This is a genomic window from Pseudomonas sp. sp1636 (genome assembly GCF_030376615.1).
Lineage (GTDB): Bacteria > Pseudomonadota > Gammaproteobacteria > Pseudomonadales > Pseudomonadaceae > Aquipseudomonas.
In genome coordinates this window covers 198,116-218,575 of the sequence record NZ_JARRAB010000005.1, presented here as the reverse complement: position 1 = coordinate 218,575, position 20,460 = coordinate 198,116, and the positions used below count along the sequence as shown (strand labels likewise).

Sequence of the window (20,460 nt, the reverse complement as noted above, 5' to 3'; positions counted from 1 at the left end):
CCCTCCATTTCCTTAGCCAGATGTTGCTGATGCAGAGGGTTGAACAGAATGGTCGGCACACTCCGAGGAAACGTCATCATGCTCTGCCCTCCATTTCTTTGGCCTGGCTACGGTTGAACAGAATGATCGGGATGATCAGCACCGCCAGCATCACCACCGCCAAGGCGGAGGCCACCGGCCAGTCACGGTTATTGAAGAACTCCTGCCAGAGCACCTTGCCGATCATCAGCGTCTCCGGGCCGCCGAGCAGCTCGGGAATCACGAACTCGCCGACCACCGGAATGAACACCAGCATGCAGCCGGCGATGATGCCGTTCTTCGACAGCGGCACGGTGATCTTCCAGAAGCTGTTGTAGGTGCTCGAGCCCAGATCCGCAGCGGCCTCCAGCAGGCTCTGATCGTGCTTGACCAGGTTGGCGTAGAGCGGCAACACCATGAACGGCAGGTACGAGTAGACGATGCCGATATACACCGCGACGTTGGTGTTGAGGATGCGGATCGGATCGTCGATCAGACCCAGGCTCAGCAGCAGGCTGTTGAGCAGGCCGTTGCTGCTGAGGATGCCCATCCAGGCGTACACGCGGATCAGGATCGCGGTCCAGGTCGGCATCATGATCAGCAGCAGGAACACCGTCTGCATTTCCTTGTCGGCGCGGGCGATGGCGTAGGCCATCGGGTAGCCGATCAGCAAACACAGCAGGGTGCTGAAGAAGGCCATCTGCAACGAGCCGAGGTAGGCGGCCAGGTACAGGTCGTCTTCGCTGAGGAAGATGTAGTTGCCCAGGTTGATGACAATCGACAGCTGCTGTTCCGCCCAGGCGTAGATCTCGGTATAGGGCGGAATGGCCACGTCGGCTTCGGCGAAGCTGATCTTCAACACGATGATGAAGGGCAGCAGGAAGAACAGGAACAGCCAAAGGAACGGCACGCCGATGACGAAGTGCCGGCCTTTGGGCATCCGGCGACTGATGCTTCGGGAAATATTCATGAGCGCAACGCCACCCCGCTATCGTCCTCCCACCAGACATAGACCTCATCGTCCCAGGTCGGCCGTGCGCCGCGCCGTTCGGCGTTGGCGACGAAGGACTGGACGATCTTGCCGCTCGGCAACTCGACGTGGAACACCGAATGGCCGCCCAGGTAGGCGATGTCGTGCACGGTGCCGCGCGACCAGTTGTGCTCGCAGTCGGGCTTCTGCGTGGTGACCAGCAGCTTCTCCGGGCGAATCGCGTAGGTGATGCTCTTGTCCTGCACCGAGGTGCTGACGCCGTGGCCGACGAAGATGTTGCGCTCCAGATCCGGGCTGTCGATCAGCGCATGGCCTTCGGCGTCTTCCACCACCTGGCCTTCGAACAGGTTGACGCTGCCGACGAACTCGCAGACCAGGCGGCTGGTCGGGGTCTCGTAGATATCCACCGGGCTGCCGATCTGGGCGATCCAGCCCTGGTGCATGATGGCGACGCGCTGGGCCATGGTCATGGCCTCTTCCTGGTCGTGGGTCACCATCACGCAGGTCACGCCGACCCGCTCGATGATCTCCACCAGCTCCAATTGCATCTGCGAACGCAGTTTCTTGTCCAGCGCGCCCATCGGCTCGTCGAGCAGCAGCAGCTTGGGGCTCTTGGCCAGCGAGCGGGCCAGGGCCACGCGTTGGCGCTGGCCGCCGGACAGCTGGTGCGGTTTGCGCCGGGCGTACTGGCTCATCTGCACCAGCTTGAGCATTTCCTCGACCCGGGCATCGATCTCGGCCTTGGGCATCTTGTCCTGCTTGAGGCCGAAGGCGATGTTGTCGGCCACGCTCATGTGCGGGAACAGGGCGTAGGACTGGAACATCATATTGATCGGCCGCTCGTACGGCGGTACATCGGTGATGTCCACGCCGTCGAGGAAGATGCGCCCGTCGGTCGGCCGCTCGAAGCCGGCGAGCATGCGCAGCAGGGTGGATTTGCCCGAGCCCGAGCCACCGAGCAGGGCGAAGATCTCGCCCTTGTTGATGGTCAGAGAGACATCATCGACGGCGACCGCTTCGTCGAATTTCTTCGTCACCCGTTCGATCTTGACCAGCACCTCTTTGGGCTGCTGGTCTCCCTCGAGAACCTTTTTATAGGTACTGGAAGCAACTGACATTACCAAAACTCCCGCAAAAATTGCGCCTGACCCCGGCGGCCAGACGTTTGAAATTATCGGCCTGACTTGACCTTGGTCCAACTGCGGGTCATCCGCCGCTGGACTTTCTTCGGCAACTCCGCCGAGATGTACAACTTGTCCAAAACTGTTTGCGGCGGGTACACCGCCTCGTCGTGGCGTACGTCCTGATCCATCAACTCGCCGGCTTTGGGGTTGGGATTGGCGTAACCGACGTAATCGCTGACCCCGGCGATCACCGCCGGCTCCAGCAGGTAATTGATGAAGGCATGGGCCTGCTCGACGTTCGCCGCATCGACCGGAATGGCCAGCATGTCGAACCACAGATTGGCGCCTTCCTTGGGGATCGCATAGGTGATCTCGATGCCTTTGCCGGCTTCTTCGGCGCGGTCGGCGGCCTGCAACATGTCGCCGGAGAAGCCCACGGCCACGCAGATGTTGCCGTTGGCCAGGTCGCCGATGTACTTGGAGGAGTGGAAGTAGGTGACATAAGGGCGCACGGCCAACAGCTTGGCTTCGGCCTGTTGGTAATCCTCAGGCTTGATGCTGTTGGGGTCGAGGCCCAGGTAATTGAGCATCGCCGGGATCATCTCGTCGGCCGAGTCGAGGAAGCTCACGCCACAGCTGGCGAGCTTCTTGATGTTTTCCGGCTCGAAGACCGTGGCCCAGGAGTCGATCTTGTCGACCCCGAGCGCCGCCTTGACCTTCTCGGCGTTGTAGCCGATGCCGTTGGTGCCCCACAGGTAAGGCACGGCATATTGGTTGCCCGGGTCGTTGACCTGCAGCTGCTTGAGCAGTGCCGGGTCGAGGTTGTGCCAATTCGGCAGCTGGCCGCGGTCGAGCTTCTGGAAGGCACCGGCCTTGATCTGCTTGCCGAGGAAATGGTTGGAAGGCACCACCACGTCATAGCCGGAACGCCCGGCGAGCAGTTTGCCTTCCAGGGTTTCGTTGCTGTCGAAGACGTCGTAGAGCGGTTTGATACCCGTCGCCTGCTGGAACTCGGCGAGGGTGTTTTCGCCGATGTAATCGCTCCAGTTGTAGATATGTACGTTCGACTCCGCCTGGGCAGTGGCCACCAGGCCAAGGCTCAGGGCGTTGGCTATCAGGGTTGTAACGAAAGAAAGGCGCATGCGTGAATCCTCTTTTATCGGGCAGCCCCCGGAAGGGCCCGCGCTCTAGCGGAAAAGTCTTTTGCTACTCAGCGGGCGGCGACCAGCCACCCGGACGGCACGCCAGGGCCGCGCTGCGCAGCCACGGGGCAGCCGGTCGTGATTCGCTGAATGGCGCCCACACTGAGGCGTGCCAGAAAAGCTATGCGACGCATGCAGGCTTCCTTCTTAGTGTTGTTAGGGTTGCTGGCGGCTCGCCCCGCCAGCAACTGGGTGCGACCTAGGGTTTAACGTCCCGATTTCACCTTGGTCCAGCTACGCGTCATCGCGCGCTGCACTTTCGGGCTCAACTCGGAAAAGGTGTAGAGCTTCTTGGAGGCTTCTTCGGTCGGGTAAATCCCCGGATTGGTGCGAATTTCCTCCGACACCAACGGCGTGGCGGCGCTGTTGCCGTTCGGGTAGGCCACGTAGTCGCTGATCGGCGCGATCACTTCCGGGGTGAGGATGTAGTTGAGGAAGGTATAGGCCTCTTCGGTGTTCTTGGCGTCGGCCGGGATGGCCATCATGTCGAAGAAGGTGGCGGCGCCTTCTTTCGGAATCGCGTAGGCGACCGGTACGTTGTTCTTCGCTTCCTCGGCGCGGGCCTGGGCCTGGAACACGTCGCCGGACCAGCCAACCGCTACGCAGGTGTTGCCGTTGGCCAAGTCGGAGATGTACTTGGAGGAATGGAAGTAGGTGATGTAGGGGCGCACGGTCAGCAGCAGCGCTTCGGCCTTCTGCACGTCAGCCGGGCTTTGCGCGATCGGGTTCAGGCCCAGGTAGTGCAGCGCGGCGGCGTAAATCTCTTCCGGCGCATCGAGCATGGAGACGCCGCATTCCTTGAGCTTGGCCATGCTCTCCGGTTTGAACAGCACGGCCCAGGAGTCGATGGTGTCGACGCCCAGCGCGGCCTTGACCTTCTCCGGGTTGTAGCCGATACCGGTGGTGCCCCACAGGTAAGGGAAAGCGTACTGGTTACCCGGATCTGCAGCTTCCAGGGCCTTCATCAAGTCTGGATTGAGGTTTTTCCAGTTCGGCAGCTTGGACTTGTCCAGTTGCTGGAACACCCCGGCCTTGATCTGCTTGGCGAGGAACTGGTTGGACGGCACCACCACGTCGTAACCCGAACCGCCGGAAAGCAGCTTGGCTTCCAGGGTTTCGTTGCTGTCGAAGACGTCGTACACCACCTTGATGCCGGTTTCTTTCTGGAAGTTTTCCAGGGTGTCTTCGGCAATGTAATCCGACCAGTTGTAGACATGCAGCACTTTGTCCTGAGCTTGCGCGGCACCCGCCACAGCCCCGGCAAGGGACAACGCGAGAAGGGTTTTGCCGAATGTTTTCATGCGTACAGCTCCTGTTGTTGTAAAAATTTTCCGAAAGATGCGCAGCCTACCTGCCGCACCTTCCGGTGAGCCTGGCCAACGCACTGGCCCAGTCTGGCAAGGTCGCGACACTCTTTACAACTCTCAGCGTAGCCCGCTGAACGCGATAAAGAGCGGCGCGGATCAGCCGGCAAGCTCCGCGGCGGTCAAATCGAGACACTGACGCGCCTTGTCTACCAGTTCGTCGATTTCGGCCTTGCTGATCACCAACGGCGGCGAAATGATCATGGTGTCGCCCACGGCGCGCATGATCAGGCCGTTTGCAAAACAATGACCACGACAGATCATGCCGACGCCCAGCTCGCTCGGGTAGCGCTCGCGAGTGGCCTTGTTCTTCACCAGTTCGATGGCGCCGAGCATGCCGACGCCGCGCACTTCGCCCACCAACGGATGGTCGGCCAGTTGACGTAGACGCTGCTGCAAATAGGGTGCCGTTTCTGCCTTGACCCGCTCGACGATTTTTTCTTCGCGCAGGATGCGGATGTTTTCCAGCGCCACCGCCGCCGCCACCGGGTGCCCGGAATAGGTGAAGCCGTGGTTGAAGTCGCCGCCCTGGTTGAGCACCTCGACGATTTCGTCGCGCACGATCAGCCCGCCCATGGGGATGTAACCGCTGGTCAGGCCCTTGGCGATGGTCATCATGTCCGGCTTGTTGCCGTAGAAGTCGCTGCCGAACCATTCGCCGGTGCGGCCGAACCCGCAGATCACCTCGTCGGCGACGAACAGAATGTCGTACTTGGCGAGAATCTCGCGAATCCGCGGCCAGTAGCTGTCCGGGGCGATGATCACCCCGCCGGCGCCCTGGATCGGCTCGGCGATAAAGGCGGCGACGTTGTCCTCGCCGACTTCGAGGATCTTCTTCTCCAACTGGTCGGCGGCCCAGATACCGAACTCGTCCGGGCTCATGTCGCCGCCTTCGCCGAACCAGTAAGGCTGGGCAATGTGCTCGATGCCTGGAATCGGCAAGTCGCCCTGCTCGTGCATGAACTTCATGCCGCCGAGGCTGGCTCCGGCCACGGTGGAGCCGTGGTAGCCGTTGATGCGGCTGATGATGACCTTCTTGCTCGGCTGCCCCTTGATCGCCCAGTAATGGCGCACCATGCGCAGCATGGTGTCGTTGCCTTCCGAGCCCGAGCCGGTGAAGAACACATGGTTCATGCCGGCGGGGGCGATCTCGGCGAGGGTCTTGGCCAATTCCAGCGCCGGCGGATGCGCGGTCTGGAAGAACAGGTTGTAGAAGGGCAGCTCTTTCATCTGCTTGCTGGCGGCATCGGCCAATTCGTCGCGGCCGTAGCCGATCGCCACGCACCACAGACCGGCCATGCCGTCGAGGATCTTGTTGCCTTCGCTGTCCCACAGGTAGACGCCATCGGCCTTGGTGATGATGCGCGGGCCGTTCTGCGCCAGCTGCTTGAAATCGCTGAACGGCGCCAGATGGTGGTCGCGGCTCATGGCCTGCCACTCGCGGGTTTGCGGGTTGTTTGCTTGCTTAGTCATATCCACACCTTTAATTAACGACGTTTGCAACGTCGCGAGCGCAACAGTTTTATTTACACCGAGAGCAGCAGGAACTCGCGCTCCCAGGAACTGATCACGCGCCTGTAGTTTTCATGTTCGGCACGCTTGACCGCGACGTAACCACGGATGAATTTGTCACCCAGGTATTCTTCCGCGGCCTTGCAGGCTTCCATCCGCTCCAGTGCGTGCTCGATGGTGATCGGCAGACGCAGATTGCGCCGCTCATACCCCCGCCCCTGGACGGGCGCACCCGGTTCGAGCCGTTCGACCATGCCCATGTAACCGCACAGCAGCGAGGCCGCCAGCACCAGGTAAGGGTTGGCATCGGCGCCGGCCAGACGGTTTTCCACCCGCCGGTTCTCCGGCGTGGCTTCCGGTACGCGCAGGCCGACCGTGCGATTCTCTTCGCCCCATTCGACGTTCACCGGTGCCGAGGTGTCCGGCAGAAAACGGCGGAAGGAATTGACGTTGGGCGCGAACAGCGGCAGCAATTCCGGGATGTATTTCTGCAAGCCGCCGATGTGCTGCATAAACAGCTCGCTCATGCTGCCATCGGCATTGGAAAACAGGTTTTTCCCGGTTTCGATATCCACCACACTCTGGTGAATGTGCATGGCGCTGCCCGGCTGATCGGTGATCGGCTTGGCCATGAAGGTCGCCGCCACGTCATGCTTGAGCGCCGCTTCGCGCATGGTGCGTTTGAACACGGTGATCTGGTCGGCCAGGTGCAAGGCTTCGCCATGGCGGAAATTGATTTCCATCTGCGCCGGGCCGTCTTCATGGATCAGGGTATCGAGATCCAGGCCCTGGATTTCGCACCAGTCATAGACATCTTCAAACAGCGGGTCGAATTCGTTGGCGGCATCGATGGAGAACGACTGACGACCGACTTCCGGGCGACCGGAGCGGCCCATCGGCGCTTCCAGCGGGAAGTCCGGGTCGCTGCAGCGCTTGGTCAGGTAGAACTCCATCTCCGGCGCCACTATGGGCTTCCAGCCCTTGTCGGCATACAGCTTGAGCACATTCTTGAGAATGTTGCGCGGCGACAACTCGATCGGATTGCCCTGCTTGTCGAAGGTATCGTGGATCACCATGGCGGTCGGCTCGATGGCCCACGGCACCAGAAACACCGCGTTCTCATCGGGACGGCAGAACATGTCGATGTCCGCTTCGTCGAGCAGGTCGTAATAGATGTCGTCCTCGACGTAGTCGCCGGTGACGGTCTGCAGCAGCACACTCTCGGGGAGGCGCATACCCTTCTCGTCGAGGAACTTGTTGGTCGGCGAAATCTTGCCCCGGGCAATGCCGGTGAGATCGCTGATCAAACATTCAACTTCGGTGATTTTGCGTTCTTTCAGCCAGCTCGAAAGCTGGTCCAATTTGGTGCTCATAGAGACCTCAGGGTTGGTTAGAACCGGCTTATATATAGTCGGCTCAGCACAGTCCCGCCCTCTTCCTGCAAGCCTCACCAAAGGCCTGGAAGAGAGCGAGATCATTCGGGTTGCGGCCTATCTGCCATTCTGGATGCCATTGCACCCCCAGAGCAAAGCTAGCTGCACCTTCGACGGAGAAGGCTTCGACCAATCCGTCAGGCGCCAGTGCCTCGACTCGAAGGCCCGGCGCCAGACGCTCGACGCCCTGACCATGAATGGAGTTGACGGCCATCTCGCTGGGCAAACCGAGGCCAGCGAGAACGCCACCCGGCTGCACCCGCAGCAGGTGGCGCGGGGCATATTGCACGTCGAGCGGCTCATCCGGCGATTCGCGGTGATCGAGCATGCCGGCGGCCTCATGCACCTTCTGCAGCAGGCTGCCGCCGAAGGCCACGTTGATCTCCTGGAAGCCGCGACAGATGCCAAGCACCGGGACGCCGGCCTCGATAGCCTGGCGGATCAGCGGCAAGGTGGTGCGGTCGCGCTCGGGATCGTGCGCAGTTCCGGCCTCGCTGGCCGAGCCGCTATAATGATGAGGCTCGACGTTGGACGGTGAGCCGGTAAACAACAGACCGTGCAGATTATCGAGCAGGCTTGGCTGATCGATCAGTTCGCCCAGCGCCGGAATGATCAGCGGCAAACCGCCAGCGCCGATGGCGATGGCACGAACGTATTTGTCACCGGCTATATGGTGAAGATGCAGACCAACCTGCTTGGTGCAGGCGGTAACGCCGATCAACGGCAGGCACGACATGAGACACCCGTTTTATTGCTGTTAGTGGGTTGAACCGGAGCTTAGCCTTGTTCATTTTTTTACACAATAGGCATGTAAAAAATTGAACACACCCCGATGAGCACCGCGCCAGCCATGGCTCTGCGCCACTTAGCACTGCCCTGAAACGCCCTAAAAACGGCCACACTGCGCTATTTTCGAGCAAAATAAACCACCCTTGACAGGCCTCTAGGTTTAAGATTGACTCAGCTTGTCGCAGTTCAATGATTGATATTTTTAACAATAAAGGTGTTGCATCATGTCGGTACCCCCGCGTGCCGTTCAGCTTAACGAAGCGAACGCGTTCCTTAAGAAACATCCTGAGGTCCTGTTCGTCGACCTTCTCATTGCAGATATGAATGGAGTGGTGCGCGGCAAGCGCATCGAGCGGGCGAGCCTGCACAAGGTTTACGAACGCGGCATCAACCTCCCGGCGTCTTTGTTTGCCCTGGATATCAACGGCTCGACAGTGGAAAGCACTGGCCTGGGCCTGGATATCGGCGATGCCGACCGTATCTGCTACCCCATCCCCGACACCCTGTGCAATGAACCCTGGCAGAAGCGTCCTACCGCGCAACTGTTGATGACCATGCACGAAATGGAAGGCGAGCCGTTCTTTGCCGACCCACGGGAAGTGTTGCGTCAGGTGGTTGCGAAGTTCGATGAACTGGGCCTTACCATCTGTGCCGCTTTCGAGCTCGAGTTCTACCTGATCGACCAGGCCAACGTGAACGGTCGCCCGCAGCCGCCGCTGTCGCCGCTGTCGGGCAAGCGCCCGCATTCGACCCAGGTCTACCTGATCGACGACCTCGACGAATACGCCGAATGCCTGCAAGACATTCTCGAAGGCGCCAAGGAGCAAGGCATCCCGGCCGACGCCATCGTCAAGGAAAGCGCCCCGGCGCAGTTCGAGGTCAACCTGCACCACGTCGCCGACCCGATCAAGGCCTGCGACTACGCGCTGCTGCTCAAGCGCCTGGTGAAGAACATCGCCTACGACCATGAGATGGACACCACCTTCATGGCCAAGCCGTACCCGAACCAGGCGGGCAACGGGCTGCACGTGCACATCTCGATCCTCGACAAGGACGGCAAGAATATTTTTGCCTGCGAAGATCCCGAGCAGAACGAAGCCCTGCGCCATGCCATTGGCGGGGTGCTGGAAACCATGCCGGCGTCGATGGCCTTCCTCTGCCCGAACGTCAACTCCTACCGCCGTTTCGGCGCGCAGTACTACGTGCCGAACTCGCCGTGCTGGGGTATCGACAACCGTACCGTGGCCCTGCGCGTGCCCAACGACAGCGCCGACGCCGTGCGCATCGAACACCGGGTCGCGGGCGCGGATGCCAACCCCTACCTGCTGCTCTCGGCCGTACTGGCGGGCGTGCACCACGGCCTGACCAACAAGGTCGAGCCAACCGCGCCGGTGGAAGGCAACTCCTACGAGCAGAACGAGCAAAGCCTGCCGAACAACCTGCGCGATGCCCTGCGCGAGCTGGACGACAGCGAGATCCTGGCGCGCTATATCGACCCGAAATACATCGATATCTTCGTCGCCTGCAAGGAAAGCGAGCTGGCCGAGTTCGAGAATTCGATCTCCGACCTCGAGTACAACTGGTACCTGCACACCGTGTAAGCCACACCCGACGCCGGCCTTGAGCCGGCGTCGTTTTATCCGGCGGAATCTGCCAACGACCTTTGAGCCGCGCGCCAGCCCGCGGCGGGATAGTGCTGCGTCGAATTCAGTCGAGGACGCTTGCTGACTCGATCCAACGGCCGCGCCGGCTGGCGTGGACGCACTGCCGGGAACACTCAAGGAGACATCCATGCTGCGCCTGATCGCTTCGCTACTGCTCGCCCTGCTGCCGGTACTGGCCCACTCCACCCCAGCGACGCCGCTGGAGAAGAGCGAGGATCGCCTGCGCGTATACAACTGGAACGATTACATCGCCCCGCAAGCGCTCAAGCGTTTCGAGGCCGAAACCGGCATCCGCGTCGAATACCGCACCTTCAACAGCGCCGAGGACATGCATGCGGCGCTCAGCGGCGCCGAGGCCATCGACATCATAGTGCCCTCGCACAACGACTTGCCGCGCCTGATCCAGGACGGCCTGCTGCAACCCCTGGACTTCAGCCGCCTGCCCAACCGTAAGCACCTGGACAAACAACTGCTGAACAAACTCGCCGCGGTCGACCCGAGCAACCGCTACGCGGTGCCCTACCTGTGGGGCGCGGTTGGCCTGGCGATCAACACCCCGCAGGCCGAAGCCGCGTTCGGCGGCCCGCTACCCGAGAGCTGGAGCCTGCTGTTCGACCCCGAACAGAGCGCACGCCTGGCCAGTTGCGGCCTCAGCGTGCTGGATGCGCCGGACGAAACCCTGTCGCTGCTGCTCAACTATCAAGGGCGCAGCCTGACCCGCAGCGCACCGAGCCGCATCGAGCGCGCCGGCAGCGTGCTCGACAGCCTGCGCCCCAACCTGCGCTACATCGACAGCGAGCGCTATATCGATGACCTCAACAATGGCCGTCTGTGCGTGGCCATGGCCTGGGTCGGCGACGCCCTGGCGGCCGCCGAGGCCGGGCAACCGGTACGCTTCCTGGTGCCGGATGAGGGCTCGGTGCTGTTTATCGACAACCTGGTGATCCCGCACAACGCCCGGCGCCCCGACCTGGCCCACCGTTTCATCGACTACCTGATGCAGCCCGAAGTCGCCGCGCTGATCACCAGCGAAACCCTCTACCCCAGCGGCAACGCCGATTCCAAAGCATTTCTCGACGAGAGCCTGCGCCGCCAACCCGGCCTCTACCCGAATGCCGAAACCAAGCGCCGCCTGCATGCCCTGGAGGCGCTACCGGAAAAGCACAGGCAAGCCCGCGACAAGGTGTGGGCGCGTTTTCGCGATGGCGAGCTGGCGCTGTAGGCCGAGCCCCGCCCCGCGCGGGAAGCGCCTGCTAGCAGGCCAGCCGACTTGCCTGACGACCACCGGCTGGCGTCCAATAGCGCGTCCCTTGCCGAGATGATCGCCATGCAGCGTAGCGCCACCGCCCGCAAACCCCGCGCCAGCAGCCAGGCACGCATCGCCGTGATCCTCGCCGCCGCCCGCGCGCTGCTCGCCGAACAGGGCGTGGCCAACCTGTCGATCTACGGCGTGGCCGAACGCGCGGCCATTCCCGCGTCCTCGGTCTACCACTTCTTCGCCAGCGTGCCGGCGCTGCTCGAAGGCCTGACCGCCGACATTCACGCCGCCTTTCGTGCCAGCCTGCAGGCGCCCATCGCCCATGCCGAACTGCGCGACTGGCGCGACCTGTCGCGCCTCGTCGAGCAGCGCATGCTGGCGATCTACGCCGCCGATCCTGCGGCGCGCCAGCTGATCCTCGCCCAGCACGGCCTGAGCGAGGTGACCCAGGCCGATCGCCAACACGACATCGAACTGGGTCAGTTGATGCAGGCGCTGTTCGCGCGGCATTTCGACCTGCCGCCGCTGCCGGACGATGTCGACGTATTCGCCCTGGCCATGGAGCTGGGCGACCGCGTCTACGCCCGCTCGGTGCAGCTGCACGGCAGCATCACCCCGCGCCTGGCCGAAGAAGGCATGCGCGTGTTCGATGCCTACCTGGGGCTGTACCTGCCGCCCTGCCTGCCGAAACGCGCCACACCGCTGTAGCCCGGATGCAATCCGGGCTACAGCACCACCAGCCCAGCAGCATATGACAGATATTTATCTGCTTTTTAATCGATAAAAATCTACCGATAGAAAAAATCTGCTTTTAATGCGGATTTTTATCGACTATAAAGTCACTCACCACTCGGCAGACTCGCGTCCGCCGCCACCGGTCGTCTGCTCGCGTGTAACGGCCACCGCCCATTGCTCTTACGAGGTGTTCCATGTCCCGCATCGTCACCGTCGCCGCGACCCAGATGGCTTGCTCCTGGGATCGCGCCGCCAACATCGCCAACGCCGAAAAGCTGGTGCGTCAAGCCGCGGCCCAGGGCGCGCAGATCATCCTGATCCAGGAACTGTTCGAGACCCCGTACTTCTGCCAGAAGCCCAACCCGGACTACCTGCAGCTGGCCACCACGGTGGACGCCAACGAGGCCATCGCCCACTTCCAGAAAGTCGCCAAAGAGCTCGAGGTGGTGCTGCCGATCAGCTTCTTCGAGCTGGCCGGGCGCGCGCGCTTCAATAGCATCGCGATCATCGACGCCGACGGCAGCAACCTCGGGATTTATCGCAAGAGCCATATCCCCGATGGTCCCGGCTACCACGAGAAGTACTACTTCAACCCGGGCGACACCGGCTTCAAGGTGTGGAACACCCGCTACGCCAAGATCGGCGTGGGCATCTGCTGGGATCAGTGGTTCCCCGAGTGCGCGCGCAGCATGGCCCTGCTCGGCGCCGAGATCCTGTTCTACCCGACCGCCATCGGCAGCGAGCCGCATGACCCGAACATCACCTCGCGCGACCACTGGCAGCGCGTGCAGCAGGGCCACGCCGGCGCCAACCTGATGCCGCTGGTGGCGAGCAACCGCATCGGCCGCGAAGACCAGGGCGACTACCACATCAATTTCTACGGCTCGTCGTTCATCGCCGACCAATTCGGCGCCAAGGTCGAAGAGCTCAACCAGACCGAGGAAGGCCTGCTGGTGCACCGCTTCGACCTCGATCAGCTCGAGCATATCCGCAGCGCCTGGGGCAGCTTCCGCGACCGCCGGCCGAATCTCTATGGGCCGATCAAGACCCTGGACGGTTCGCTGGAGTCCTGATCCCATCTGTAGGAGCCAGCTTGCTGGCGATCCATGCGCCGATGAGGTGGCATGACTATCGCCAGCAAGCTGGCTCCTGCACAAACACCGTTCACTGCAGGTAGATCCGATGACCACCCTCAATAGCACTCCGCGCGCCGACGGTTTCCGCATGCCGGCCGAGTGGGAAGCCCACAGCCAGACCTGGATGGTCTGGCCCGAGCGCCCGGACAACTGGCGCCTCGGCGGCAAACCGGCGCAAGCCGCCTTCAGCGCCGTGGCCAAGGCCATCGCCGAATTCGAGCCGGTGAGCGTCTGCGTCTCGCCCGGCCAGTACGAGAACGCCCGCGCCCGCCTCGACCACGGCAATATCCGCGTGGTCGAGATCAGCAGCGACGATGCCTGGGTGCGCGACACCGGGCCGACCTTCGTCAGCAACGGCCAAGGCGAAGTGCGCGGCATCGACTGGAGCTTCAATGCCTGGGGCGGCTTCGACGGCGGCCTGTACGCGCCGTGGCAGCGCGACGACCAGGTGGCCGGCAAGATCCTCGAGATCGAGCGCTGCGCGCGCTACCGCACCGAGGGCTTCGTCCTCGAAGGCGGCTCGATTCACGTCGACGGCGAAGGCACCCTGATCACCACCGAGGAATGCCTGCTCAACCGCAACCGCAACCCGCACCTGAGCCGCGAGGCGATCGAGCAGATGCTCCACGAGTACCTGGCCATCGACACCGTGATCTGGCTGCCGGACGGCCTGTTCAACGACGAGACCGACGGCCACGTCGACAACTTCTGCTGCTACGTGCGCCCGGGCGAAGTGCTGCTGGCCTGGACCGACGACGTAAACAACCCCAACTACCCACGCTGCCAGGCCGCCATGCGCGTGCTGGAACAGGCGCGCGACGCCCGCGGCCGCCAACTGCTGGTGCACAAGATGCCGATTCCCGGGCCGCTGCATGCCACGGCAGAAGAATGCGCCGGGGTCGACCTGGCCGCCGGCAGCCAGCCACGCGATCCGTCGATCCGCCTGGCCGGCTCCTACGTCAACTTCCTGATCGTCAACGGCGGCATCATCGCGCCCAGCTTCGACGACCCGCAGGACGAGACCGCTCGCGCCCTCCTCCAGCGCCTGTTCCCCGCGCACCGGGTGGTGCTGGTGCCGGGCCGCGAGATCCTCCTCGGCGGCGGCAATATCCACTGCATCACCCAGCAGCAGCCGGCCCCGCAACGCAGCTGAGCGGCTGCGGCCAGCGCGTGCCTCCCGCCCTCGCCTGCCCGTGCGCAGGCGAGGGTTTAGTCTCCCGGCAGCGGCGGTTCGAGTGTTACTCTGGCGGCCATGAATTCGAGCAAACCAGACCCCAGCCTCGGTGACGAGAACCGCGCCCGGACTGAAAGCGAACATATCGTTCAGGCGCTCGGCGCCGGAAAAAACAAGCGTGCGCGTAAGCTGCTGAGCCGCATGCACCCGGCCAAGATCGCCGCCATGCTCGAGATGCTCGACGCCGAGCAGCGCATGGCGCTGTGGCAACAGATCGATCCCGCCCTCGAAGGGCGCATCCTCGCCCACCTCAGCCTTGCCTTGGTCAGCCAGCTGGGCGGCGATTCGGCGGAGTCGACCCAGCCCAGAGCCGAACAGGAACACGTACACAGCAGCGTCAACCACCTGGAAGCCGTGCGCGCGGCGTTGAACCTGAAGAGGCTCAAGCGGGTCGGCAAGCTTCTCCACCGCATGCACCCGGCCAAGATCGCCGGGCTGCTCGAAGCGCTACCGCCCATCGAACGCCACAGCGTGTGGAGCATGGTCGACACCGAGCGGGCCGGCAAAGTACTGACCTACCTGCACGATGAAATCCGCGTCGCCCTGGCGCTCGACCTGGATGCCGAGGATCTGATCGCCTCGGCCGAACACCTCGAACTGGATGACCGGGTCGACCTGATCCAGACCTTGCCCGCCGAGTTGGGCGACAGGCTGTTGTACGCCAGCAGCAGCAGCCAGCGTAAACAGCTGGAGTCGATGCTGTCCTACCCCGAGGACTCGGCCGGCGGCTTGATGAACGCCGACTCCATCCAGATCCGCGCCGATGTCAAAGTGAGCACGGTGCTGCGCTACCTGCGCCTGCTGGAAAAACTGCCGCCGCAGACCGACATGCTGATGGTGGTCGACCGCAAAGGCCATTACCAGGGCGGCCTGCGCCTGAGCAGCCTGGTCACCGCCGATTTGGGCCGCCCCGTGGCCGAATTGATGAATCGCGATATCGCCGGCATCGCGGTGGCCAGCAAAGGCAGCGACGTGGCCCGCCTGTTCCAGGATCTCGACCTGCTATCGGCACCGGTGGTGGACGAGCACAACCGGGTGCTTGGCCGGATCACCGTCGACGATGTGGTCGACCTGATTCGCGAAGACTCGGATCGCGCCTTGATGCAGATGGCCGGTCTGGATGACGAAGCCGACATGTTCGCCCCGGTGCTGGTCAGTTCACGCCGCCGCGCGGTATGGCTGGGCATCAACCTGCTCACCGCCTTCAGCGCCGCCTGGGTGATCGGCCTGTTTCAGGCGACCCTCGAACAACTGGTGGCCCTCGCGGTACTGATGCCCATAGTGGCGAGCATGGGCGGTATCGCCGGCAGCCAGACCCTGACCCTGGTGATCCGCGGCCTGGCCCTGGGCCAGCTGCAGAAAGGCAATATCCGCATCCTGCTCAACCGCGAGCTGGGCATCTCCGCCCTCAACGGCCTGCTCTGGTCGGTGGTGATCGCCTTGCTCGCGGTGTTGTGGTTCGGCGACTGGGGCATTGGCGCCGTGCTCGGCGCCGCCATCCTGGTCAACCTGCTGTGCGCGGCCCTGGCCGGCTGGGGCATCCCGCTGCTGCTCGAGCGCATGGGCATCGATCCGGCACTGGCCGGCAGCGTGATTCTGACCACGGTGACCGATGTCGTCGGCTTTTTCGCCTTCCTCGGCCTGGCCACCCTGTTGTTGCTGTAACGGCCAAGCACCCATCGCCCGCGCCGAGTGGCCGCCGCGCTAGCCTTGCGCCAGGGCGCGTCGGGTACTCAGCGGATCGAGCAGCCGCAGCGCCTGGTACTGGCTGACGAACACCTGCCCACCGAAGCGTTCGAGGAAATCCGCACGCTGCAGTTGATCCATCACCGGCCCCTTCACTTCCGACAGGTGCAGCTGCACCCCGGCCGCCTGCAGGCGCTCGACGATGGTTTCCAGGCTGGCCAGGGCGCTGGCGTCGATCAGGTTGACCCCCGGACACATCAGCACCAGATGGCGCACCTGCGGACGCGCCGCGATCAGCTCGCCAATGCGCTCTTCGAGAAAGCGCGCATTGGGGAAATACAGGCTCTCGTCGACCCGCAGCGACAGCACGCTAGGGCTCTCCACCACGGCGAAACGCTCGACGTTGCGAAAGTGTTCGCTGCCCGGCACCTGACCGACCACCGCCATGTGCGGGCGGCTGGTGCGCCAGAGGAACAGCAGCAGCGACAGGCCGACGCCCAGCAGGATGCCCGTTTCGACGCCGAGTAGCAGCACCCCGCCCAGGGTCGCCGCCTGGGCGGCGCCGTCTTGCCGCGAATAGCGCCAGGTGCGACCGAGCGCCTTGAGATCGACCAGGCTGAGCACCGCGACCATGATGGTCGCGGCCAGCACCGCCTGCGGCAGGTTGTGCAGCAGCGGCGTCAGCAGCAGCACGCTGAGGGCGATACCGCCGGCGGTCAGCACCCCGGCCATGGGCGTCTGCGCCCCGGCCTCGAAGTTGACCACCGAGCGGGCGAAGCCGCCGGTGACCGGAAAGCCGCCGCTCAAGGCCGCCGCCAGATTGGCGCCGCCCAGCCCCAGCAGTTCGTTGTCCGGCTCGATGCGCTGACGGCGCTTGGCCGCCAGGGTCTGCGCCACCGACACCGACTCGACGAAGCCGACCAGGCTGATCAACAACGCCGCCGGTAGCAGCTGCAAGGCCAGACGGTAATCCAGGGTCGGCAGGCTCAACCCCGGCAAGCCCTGGGGCACAGCGCCGACGACCTTGACCCCGGCCTGCTCCAGGCCCAGCAGGCCGACCAGCAGGATCGAGACGATGATCGCCAGCACCGGCCCGGCCTTGGCCAGGTTGCCGGCCAGGCCGGCGCCCAGCCCCAGACGCATGAGCAAGGGCTTGAGCCGGCCACGCACCCACCAGAGAAACAGCAGGCTGCAGGCGCCGATCAGCAGGGTCGGCCCGTGCACCGCCGGCAGGTCGTGCAGCAGCGCCGGCAGCAGTTGCTGGAGGTTCTCGCCGGAGGCGGAAATGCCGAGGATATGCTTGAGCTGGCCGACCGCGATGAGGATGCCGGAGGCGCTGATAAAGCCGGAGATCACCGGATGGCTGAGGAAGTTGGCGACAAAGCCCAGGCGCAGCAAGGCCATGCCGGCGAGGAGCAGCCCGGACAGCAGCGCCAGCAGCATGGCCGCGCCGACATACTCGGCGCTGCCGGCGGGGAACAGCGGCTCCAGAGCGGCGGCGGTCATCAGCGCCACCACCGCCACCGGGCCGACCGCCAGGGTGCGGCTGGAACCGAACAGGGCATAGGCCAGCAGCGGCAGGATGCTGGCATACAGCCCGGCCACCGGCGGCAGGCCGGCGAGCATGGCGTAGGCCAGGCCCTGCGGGATCAGCATCAGGGTCACGATCAGCGCCGCCAGGCCATCCTGCGCGGCGCTGGCGCGGTTATATCGCCGGCCCCAGTCGAGGCAGGGCAGCCAGCGGCGCAGGCTCATCGACTTTTCTCCGATTCGACGTTGCCGGCGGCCACCGGCAAAGATGCGGGCGGCAGACGCCTGCACGCGTCCACGGGCACCTTCTCAGAGTACATCGAGGGGGATTTTCAGGTAACGGGTGCCGTTGTCCTCGGCCGGCGGTAGCTGCCCGGCGCGCATGTTCACCTGTACCGACGGCAGGATCAGGCTCGGCATGTCGAGGCTGGCGTCCCGCGCGCGGCGCATGGCGACGAAATCGTCCTCGTCGACCCCTTCGTGCACATGCACGTTGTGCGCGCGCTGCTCGGCCACCGTGGTTTCGTTGCAAAATTCCTCGCGCCCCGGCGCCTTGTAGTCATGGCACATGAACAGACGGGTCTGCACCGGCAACGCGAACAGCTTGTGGATCGAGCGAAACAGCAGCCGCGCATCGCCGCCGGGAAAATCGCAGCGGGCGGTGCCGTAGTCGGGCATGAACAGGGTGTCGCCGACGAAGGCGGCGTCGCCGATCACATAGGTCAGGCAGGCCGGGGTATGCCCGGGCGTATGGATGGCGCGGGCTTCGATACTGCCGATCTGGAAGCGCTCGCCGTCGGCGAACAGGCGGTCGAACTGACTGCCATCGGTGGCGAACTCGCGGCCGCTATTGAACAGCTTGGCGAAGGTGTTCTGCACCACGGCGATCTGCTCGCCGATGCCCAGCTGGCCGCCCAGCTGGCGTTTGAGGTAGGCCGCCGCGGACAGGTGATCGGCATGTACATGGGTTTCCAGCAGCCAATCGACGCTCAGGCCCTGCTCGCGCACATAGCCGATCAGGCGGTCGGCGCTCTTGCCCGAAGTGCGTCCGGCGGCCGGATCGTAGTCGAGCACCGAGTCGACGATGGCGCAGCGCCGGGTCGCCGGGTCGCTGATCACGTAGCTGTAGGTGAAGGTGGCAGGATCAAAAAAAGCTTCGATGTGTGCTGGCATGCCGACAGCCCTCCTGCGCATAGCCCTGGAGTGTTGAGTGGGGCGCCGCAAGGCGCCCGTCATCGCCGCCCGGCCAACAGGCTCAGGGGCGCTTGCAGCTGTTGATGCCCAGCAACGCATAGGCCGGGCACGTACGCAGCAGGCCGGTCGCCAGTGGCACGACGCCGATCCAGCCCCACAGGCCGATCGCGCCGCTCAGGCTCAGGCCGAGCAGAATCAAGCCGGCGGCGATGCGCAGGCTGCGGTCAAGGGTGCCAACGTTAGTCTTCATGGTGATCTCCCAGATTAAAGGCTGCGCTGGCGCTCCAGCGCAGTGAACAACAACATCCCGGCCAGCATGGCCAGAACGAACACAATGACCTGCCAATGACCGCTGAGCAGTATGGCCAATGCCGGCCCCGGGCAGATCCCGGCAACCCCCCAACCGATGCCGAACAGCAGGCTGCCGCCAATCAGGCGCACATCCAGATCGCGCCTGGCCGGTATCTGCATCGGCGCGCCCAACAGCGACTGCGCGCGCCGCTTGGCCCACGCCAACGGCCCCACCGCGACCGCAATGGCGCCCACCATCACCAGCGCCAAGGACGGATCCCAGGCACCGGCCAGATCGAGGAAACCGAGCACCTTGGCCGGATTGGCCATGCCGGCCAGCAACAGGCCAAAGCCGAAGATCAGTCCCGCGAGCAACGCCGTCAGCTGGCGCATACTCAAGCTCCCCACAGATGGCGCGAGACAAAGACCGTGATGAACCCGGCGGCCATGAAGCCGAGCGTCGCCACCAGCGAACGCGGCGACAGCCGGGCAACGCCGCAGACACCATGGCCGCTGGTGCAGCCGGAACCGTAGCGGGTACCCACACCGACCAGCAGGCCGGCCACCAGCAAGCCCAGCCAGCCGCTCTGGAACTCGATCGTCGGCAGCCCGGCAAACAGCCCCCAGAGCAGCGGCGCCAGCAGCAGGCCGAGGAGGAACAGGCCCTTCTCCGCGCGGCCCTCACCGCCCTGCAGAACCGAACCCAGCAAACCGCTGATGCCGGCGATGCGGCCGTTGCACAGCACGAACAGGCTGGCGGCCAGGCCGATCAAGGCGCCACCGGCCAGGGCGGGCCAGGGCGTGAAGTTGAGCCAGTCAACGCTCATGAGCCTCTCCTGCGCAGAACAACTGGTACAGCGTGTTGATCACCGCCAAGGCTGCCGGGCTGCTGATCCGGTAGTAGATCTGCTTGCCTTCGCGGCGGGTCTCCACCAGCCCTTCACGACGCAACACCGCCAACTGCTGCGACAGCGTCGGCTGCTGGATACCGAGCAGGCTTTCCAGCTCGCTAACGTTGCGCTCGCCTTGCGCGAGCTGGCAAAGCAGCAGCAGGCGGTCGGGATTGGCCAGCGCCTTGAGCAACTGCCCGGCCGCGTCGGCGTTGGCACGTAACTGCTGAATATCGAGGATTTGTTCGGGAGCGTTCATGGCCGATCTCAATTAAACTAAAGACAATATATATTTTTATATAATATAAAGCAAGCCGACGCCACTCGCGTCCAACAACGCTTGGTCGCGATCAACTTTCCCCGCATGAAAGCGGGCTTGAGCTTTAGTTCGACGAGCACCAGCGGGACG

At 63.7% G+C, this 20,460-nt stretch carries 19 protein-coding genes; 6 read left to right on the top strand and 13 right to left on the bottom strand.

Annotated elements, in window-relative coordinates; all coding sequences use genetic code 11:
- Positions 1-76: 76 nt before the first annotated feature.
- The 7 genes from P8H27_RS07425 to P8H27_RS07395 form a co-directional block, all read right to left on the bottom strand.
- The gene (locus P8H27_RS07425; protein WP_289636528.1) at positions 77-958 is read right to left on the bottom strand and encodes an ABC transporter permease subunit; all 882 of its coding nucleotides are present in this window, start codon (positions 956-958) and stop codon (positions 77-79) included.
- Positions 959-984: 26 nt separating this feature from the next.
- Complete coding sequence (locus P8H27_RS07420; protein WP_289636422.1) at positions 985-2,127, bottom strand: ABC transporter ATP-binding protein; 1,143 nt, start codon at positions 2,125-2,127, stop codon at positions 985-987.
- Between the two features lie 53 nt (positions 2,128-2,180).
- Positions 2,181-3,275, bottom strand: coding sequence for a polyamine ABC transporter substrate-binding protein (locus P8H27_RS07415; RefSeq protein ID WP_289636420.1), 1,095 nt, complete (start codon positions 3,273-3,275; stop codon positions 2,181-2,183).
- Positions 3,276-3,541: 266 nt separating this feature from the next.
- The gene (locus tag P8H27_RS07410) at positions 3,542-4,636 is read right to left on the bottom strand and encodes a polyamine ABC transporter substrate-binding protein (RefSeq protein ID WP_289636419.1); all 1,095 of its coding nucleotides are present in this window, start codon (positions 4,634-4,636) and stop codon (positions 3,542-3,544) included.
- 162 nt (positions 4,637-4,798) lie between these two features.
- Entirely contained in the window at positions 4,799-6,172 is a 1,374-nt protein-coding gene (locus tag P8H27_RS07405) for an aspartate aminotransferase family protein (protein WP_289636417.1), read from the bottom strand.
- Between the two features lie 53 nt (positions 6,173-6,225).
- The gene (locus tag P8H27_RS07400; RefSeq protein ID WP_289636415.1) at positions 6,226-7,584 is read right to left on the bottom strand and encodes a glutamine synthetase family protein; all 1,359 of its coding nucleotides are present in this window, start codon (positions 7,582-7,584) and stop codon (positions 6,226-6,228) included.
- A gap of 43 nt (positions 7,585-7,627) precedes the next feature.
- Positions 7,628-8,380 carry a gamma-glutamyl-gamma-aminobutyrate hydrolase family protein gene (locus tag P8H27_RS07395; protein ID WP_289636413.1) on the bottom strand — a complete coding sequence of 251 codons (753 nt, stop codon included), beginning with the start codon at positions 8,378-8,380 and terminating at the stop codon, positions 7,628-7,630.
- Positions 8,381-8,657: 277 nt separating this feature from the next.
- On the opposite strand from P8H27_RS07395, the gene P8H27_RS07390 reads away from it, so the two are divergent.
- From P8H27_RS07390 to mgtE, 6 genes are all read left to right on the top strand, one after another.
- The gene (locus P8H27_RS07390; RefSeq protein ID WP_289636412.1) at positions 8,658-10,034 is read left to right on the top strand and encodes a glutamine synthetase family protein; all 1,377 of its coding nucleotides are present in this window, start codon (positions 8,658-8,660) and stop codon (positions 10,032-10,034) included.
- A gap of 190 nt (positions 10,035-10,224) precedes the next feature.
- Complete coding sequence (locus tag P8H27_RS07385) at positions 10,225-11,319, top strand: polyamine ABC transporter substrate-binding protein (protein ID WP_289636411.1); 1,095 nt, start codon at positions 10,225-10,227, stop codon at positions 11,317-11,319.
- Positions 11,320-11,424: 105 nt separating this feature from the next.
- A complete protein-coding gene (locus P8H27_RS07380) occupies positions 11,425-12,063 on the top strand; it encodes a TetR/AcrR family transcriptional regulator (RefSeq protein WP_289636527.1) in 639 nt (212 codons plus the stop codon).
- 221 nt (positions 12,064-12,284) lie between these two features.
- Positions 12,285-13,163 (top strand): N-carbamoylputrescine amidase, encoded by an 879-nt coding sequence (aguB, locus tag P8H27_RS07375; RefSeq protein WP_289636409.1) that lies wholly within the window; start codon positions 12,285-12,287, stop codon positions 13,161-13,163.
- A gap of 109 nt (positions 13,164-13,272) precedes the next feature.
- A complete protein-coding gene (gene aguA, locus P8H27_RS07370) occupies positions 13,273-14,379 on the top strand; it encodes an agmatine deiminase (protein WP_289636407.1) in 1,107 nt (368 codons plus the stop codon).
- A gap of 99 nt (positions 14,380-14,478) precedes the next feature.
- Entirely contained in the window at positions 14,479-16,125 is a 1,647-nt protein-coding gene (gene mgtE / locus P8H27_RS07365) for a magnesium transporter (RefSeq protein WP_289636405.1), read from the top strand.
- Between the two features lie 39 nt (positions 16,126-16,164).
- On the opposite strand, the gene P8H27_RS07360 is transcribed toward mgtE, so the two are convergent.
- The 6 genes from P8H27_RS07360 to P8H27_RS07335 all read right to left on the bottom strand — a co-directional run bounded on the left by P8H27_RS07360 (position 16,165) and on the right by P8H27_RS07335 (position 20,310).
- Positions 16,165-17,901: a SulP family inorganic anion transporter gene (locus P8H27_RS07360; RefSeq protein WP_289636403.1), complete on the bottom strand. Its 1,737-nt coding sequence runs from the start codon at positions 17,899-17,901 to the stop codon at positions 16,165-16,167.
- An 84-nt stretch (positions 17,902-17,985) separates the two neighbouring features.
- Positions 17,986-18,849: an MBL fold metallo-hydrolase gene (locus tag P8H27_RS07355; RefSeq protein ID WP_289636401.1), complete on the bottom strand. Its 864-nt coding sequence runs from the start codon at positions 18,847-18,849 to the stop codon at positions 17,986-17,988.
- Between the two features lie 82 nt (positions 18,850-18,931).
- Positions 18,932-19,120, bottom strand: coding sequence for a DUF2892 domain-containing protein (locus tag P8H27_RS07350; RefSeq protein WP_289636400.1), 189 nt, complete (start codon positions 19,118-19,120; stop codon positions 18,932-18,934).
- A 14-nt stretch (positions 19,121-19,134) separates the two neighbouring features.
- Positions 19,135-19,554 carry a DUF6691 family protein gene (locus tag P8H27_RS07345; protein WP_289636399.1) on the bottom strand — a complete coding sequence of 140 codons (420 nt, stop codon included), beginning with the start codon at positions 19,552-19,554 and terminating at the stop codon, positions 19,135-19,137.
- Positions 19,555-19,556: 2 nt separating this feature from the next.
- Positions 19,557-19,988 (bottom strand): YeeE/YedE family protein, encoded by a 432-nt coding sequence (locus P8H27_RS07340; RefSeq protein WP_289636398.1) that lies wholly within the window; start codon positions 19,986-19,988, stop codon positions 19,557-19,559.
- Entirely contained in the window at positions 19,978-20,310 is a 333-nt protein-coding gene (locus tag P8H27_RS07335) for a helix-turn-helix transcriptional regulator (RefSeq protein WP_289636396.1), read from the bottom strand. The genes P8H27_RS07340 and P8H27_RS07335 overlap by 11 nt, the downstream gene beginning before the upstream one ends.
- Between the last annotated feature and the right edge of the window lie 150 nt (positions 20,311-20,460).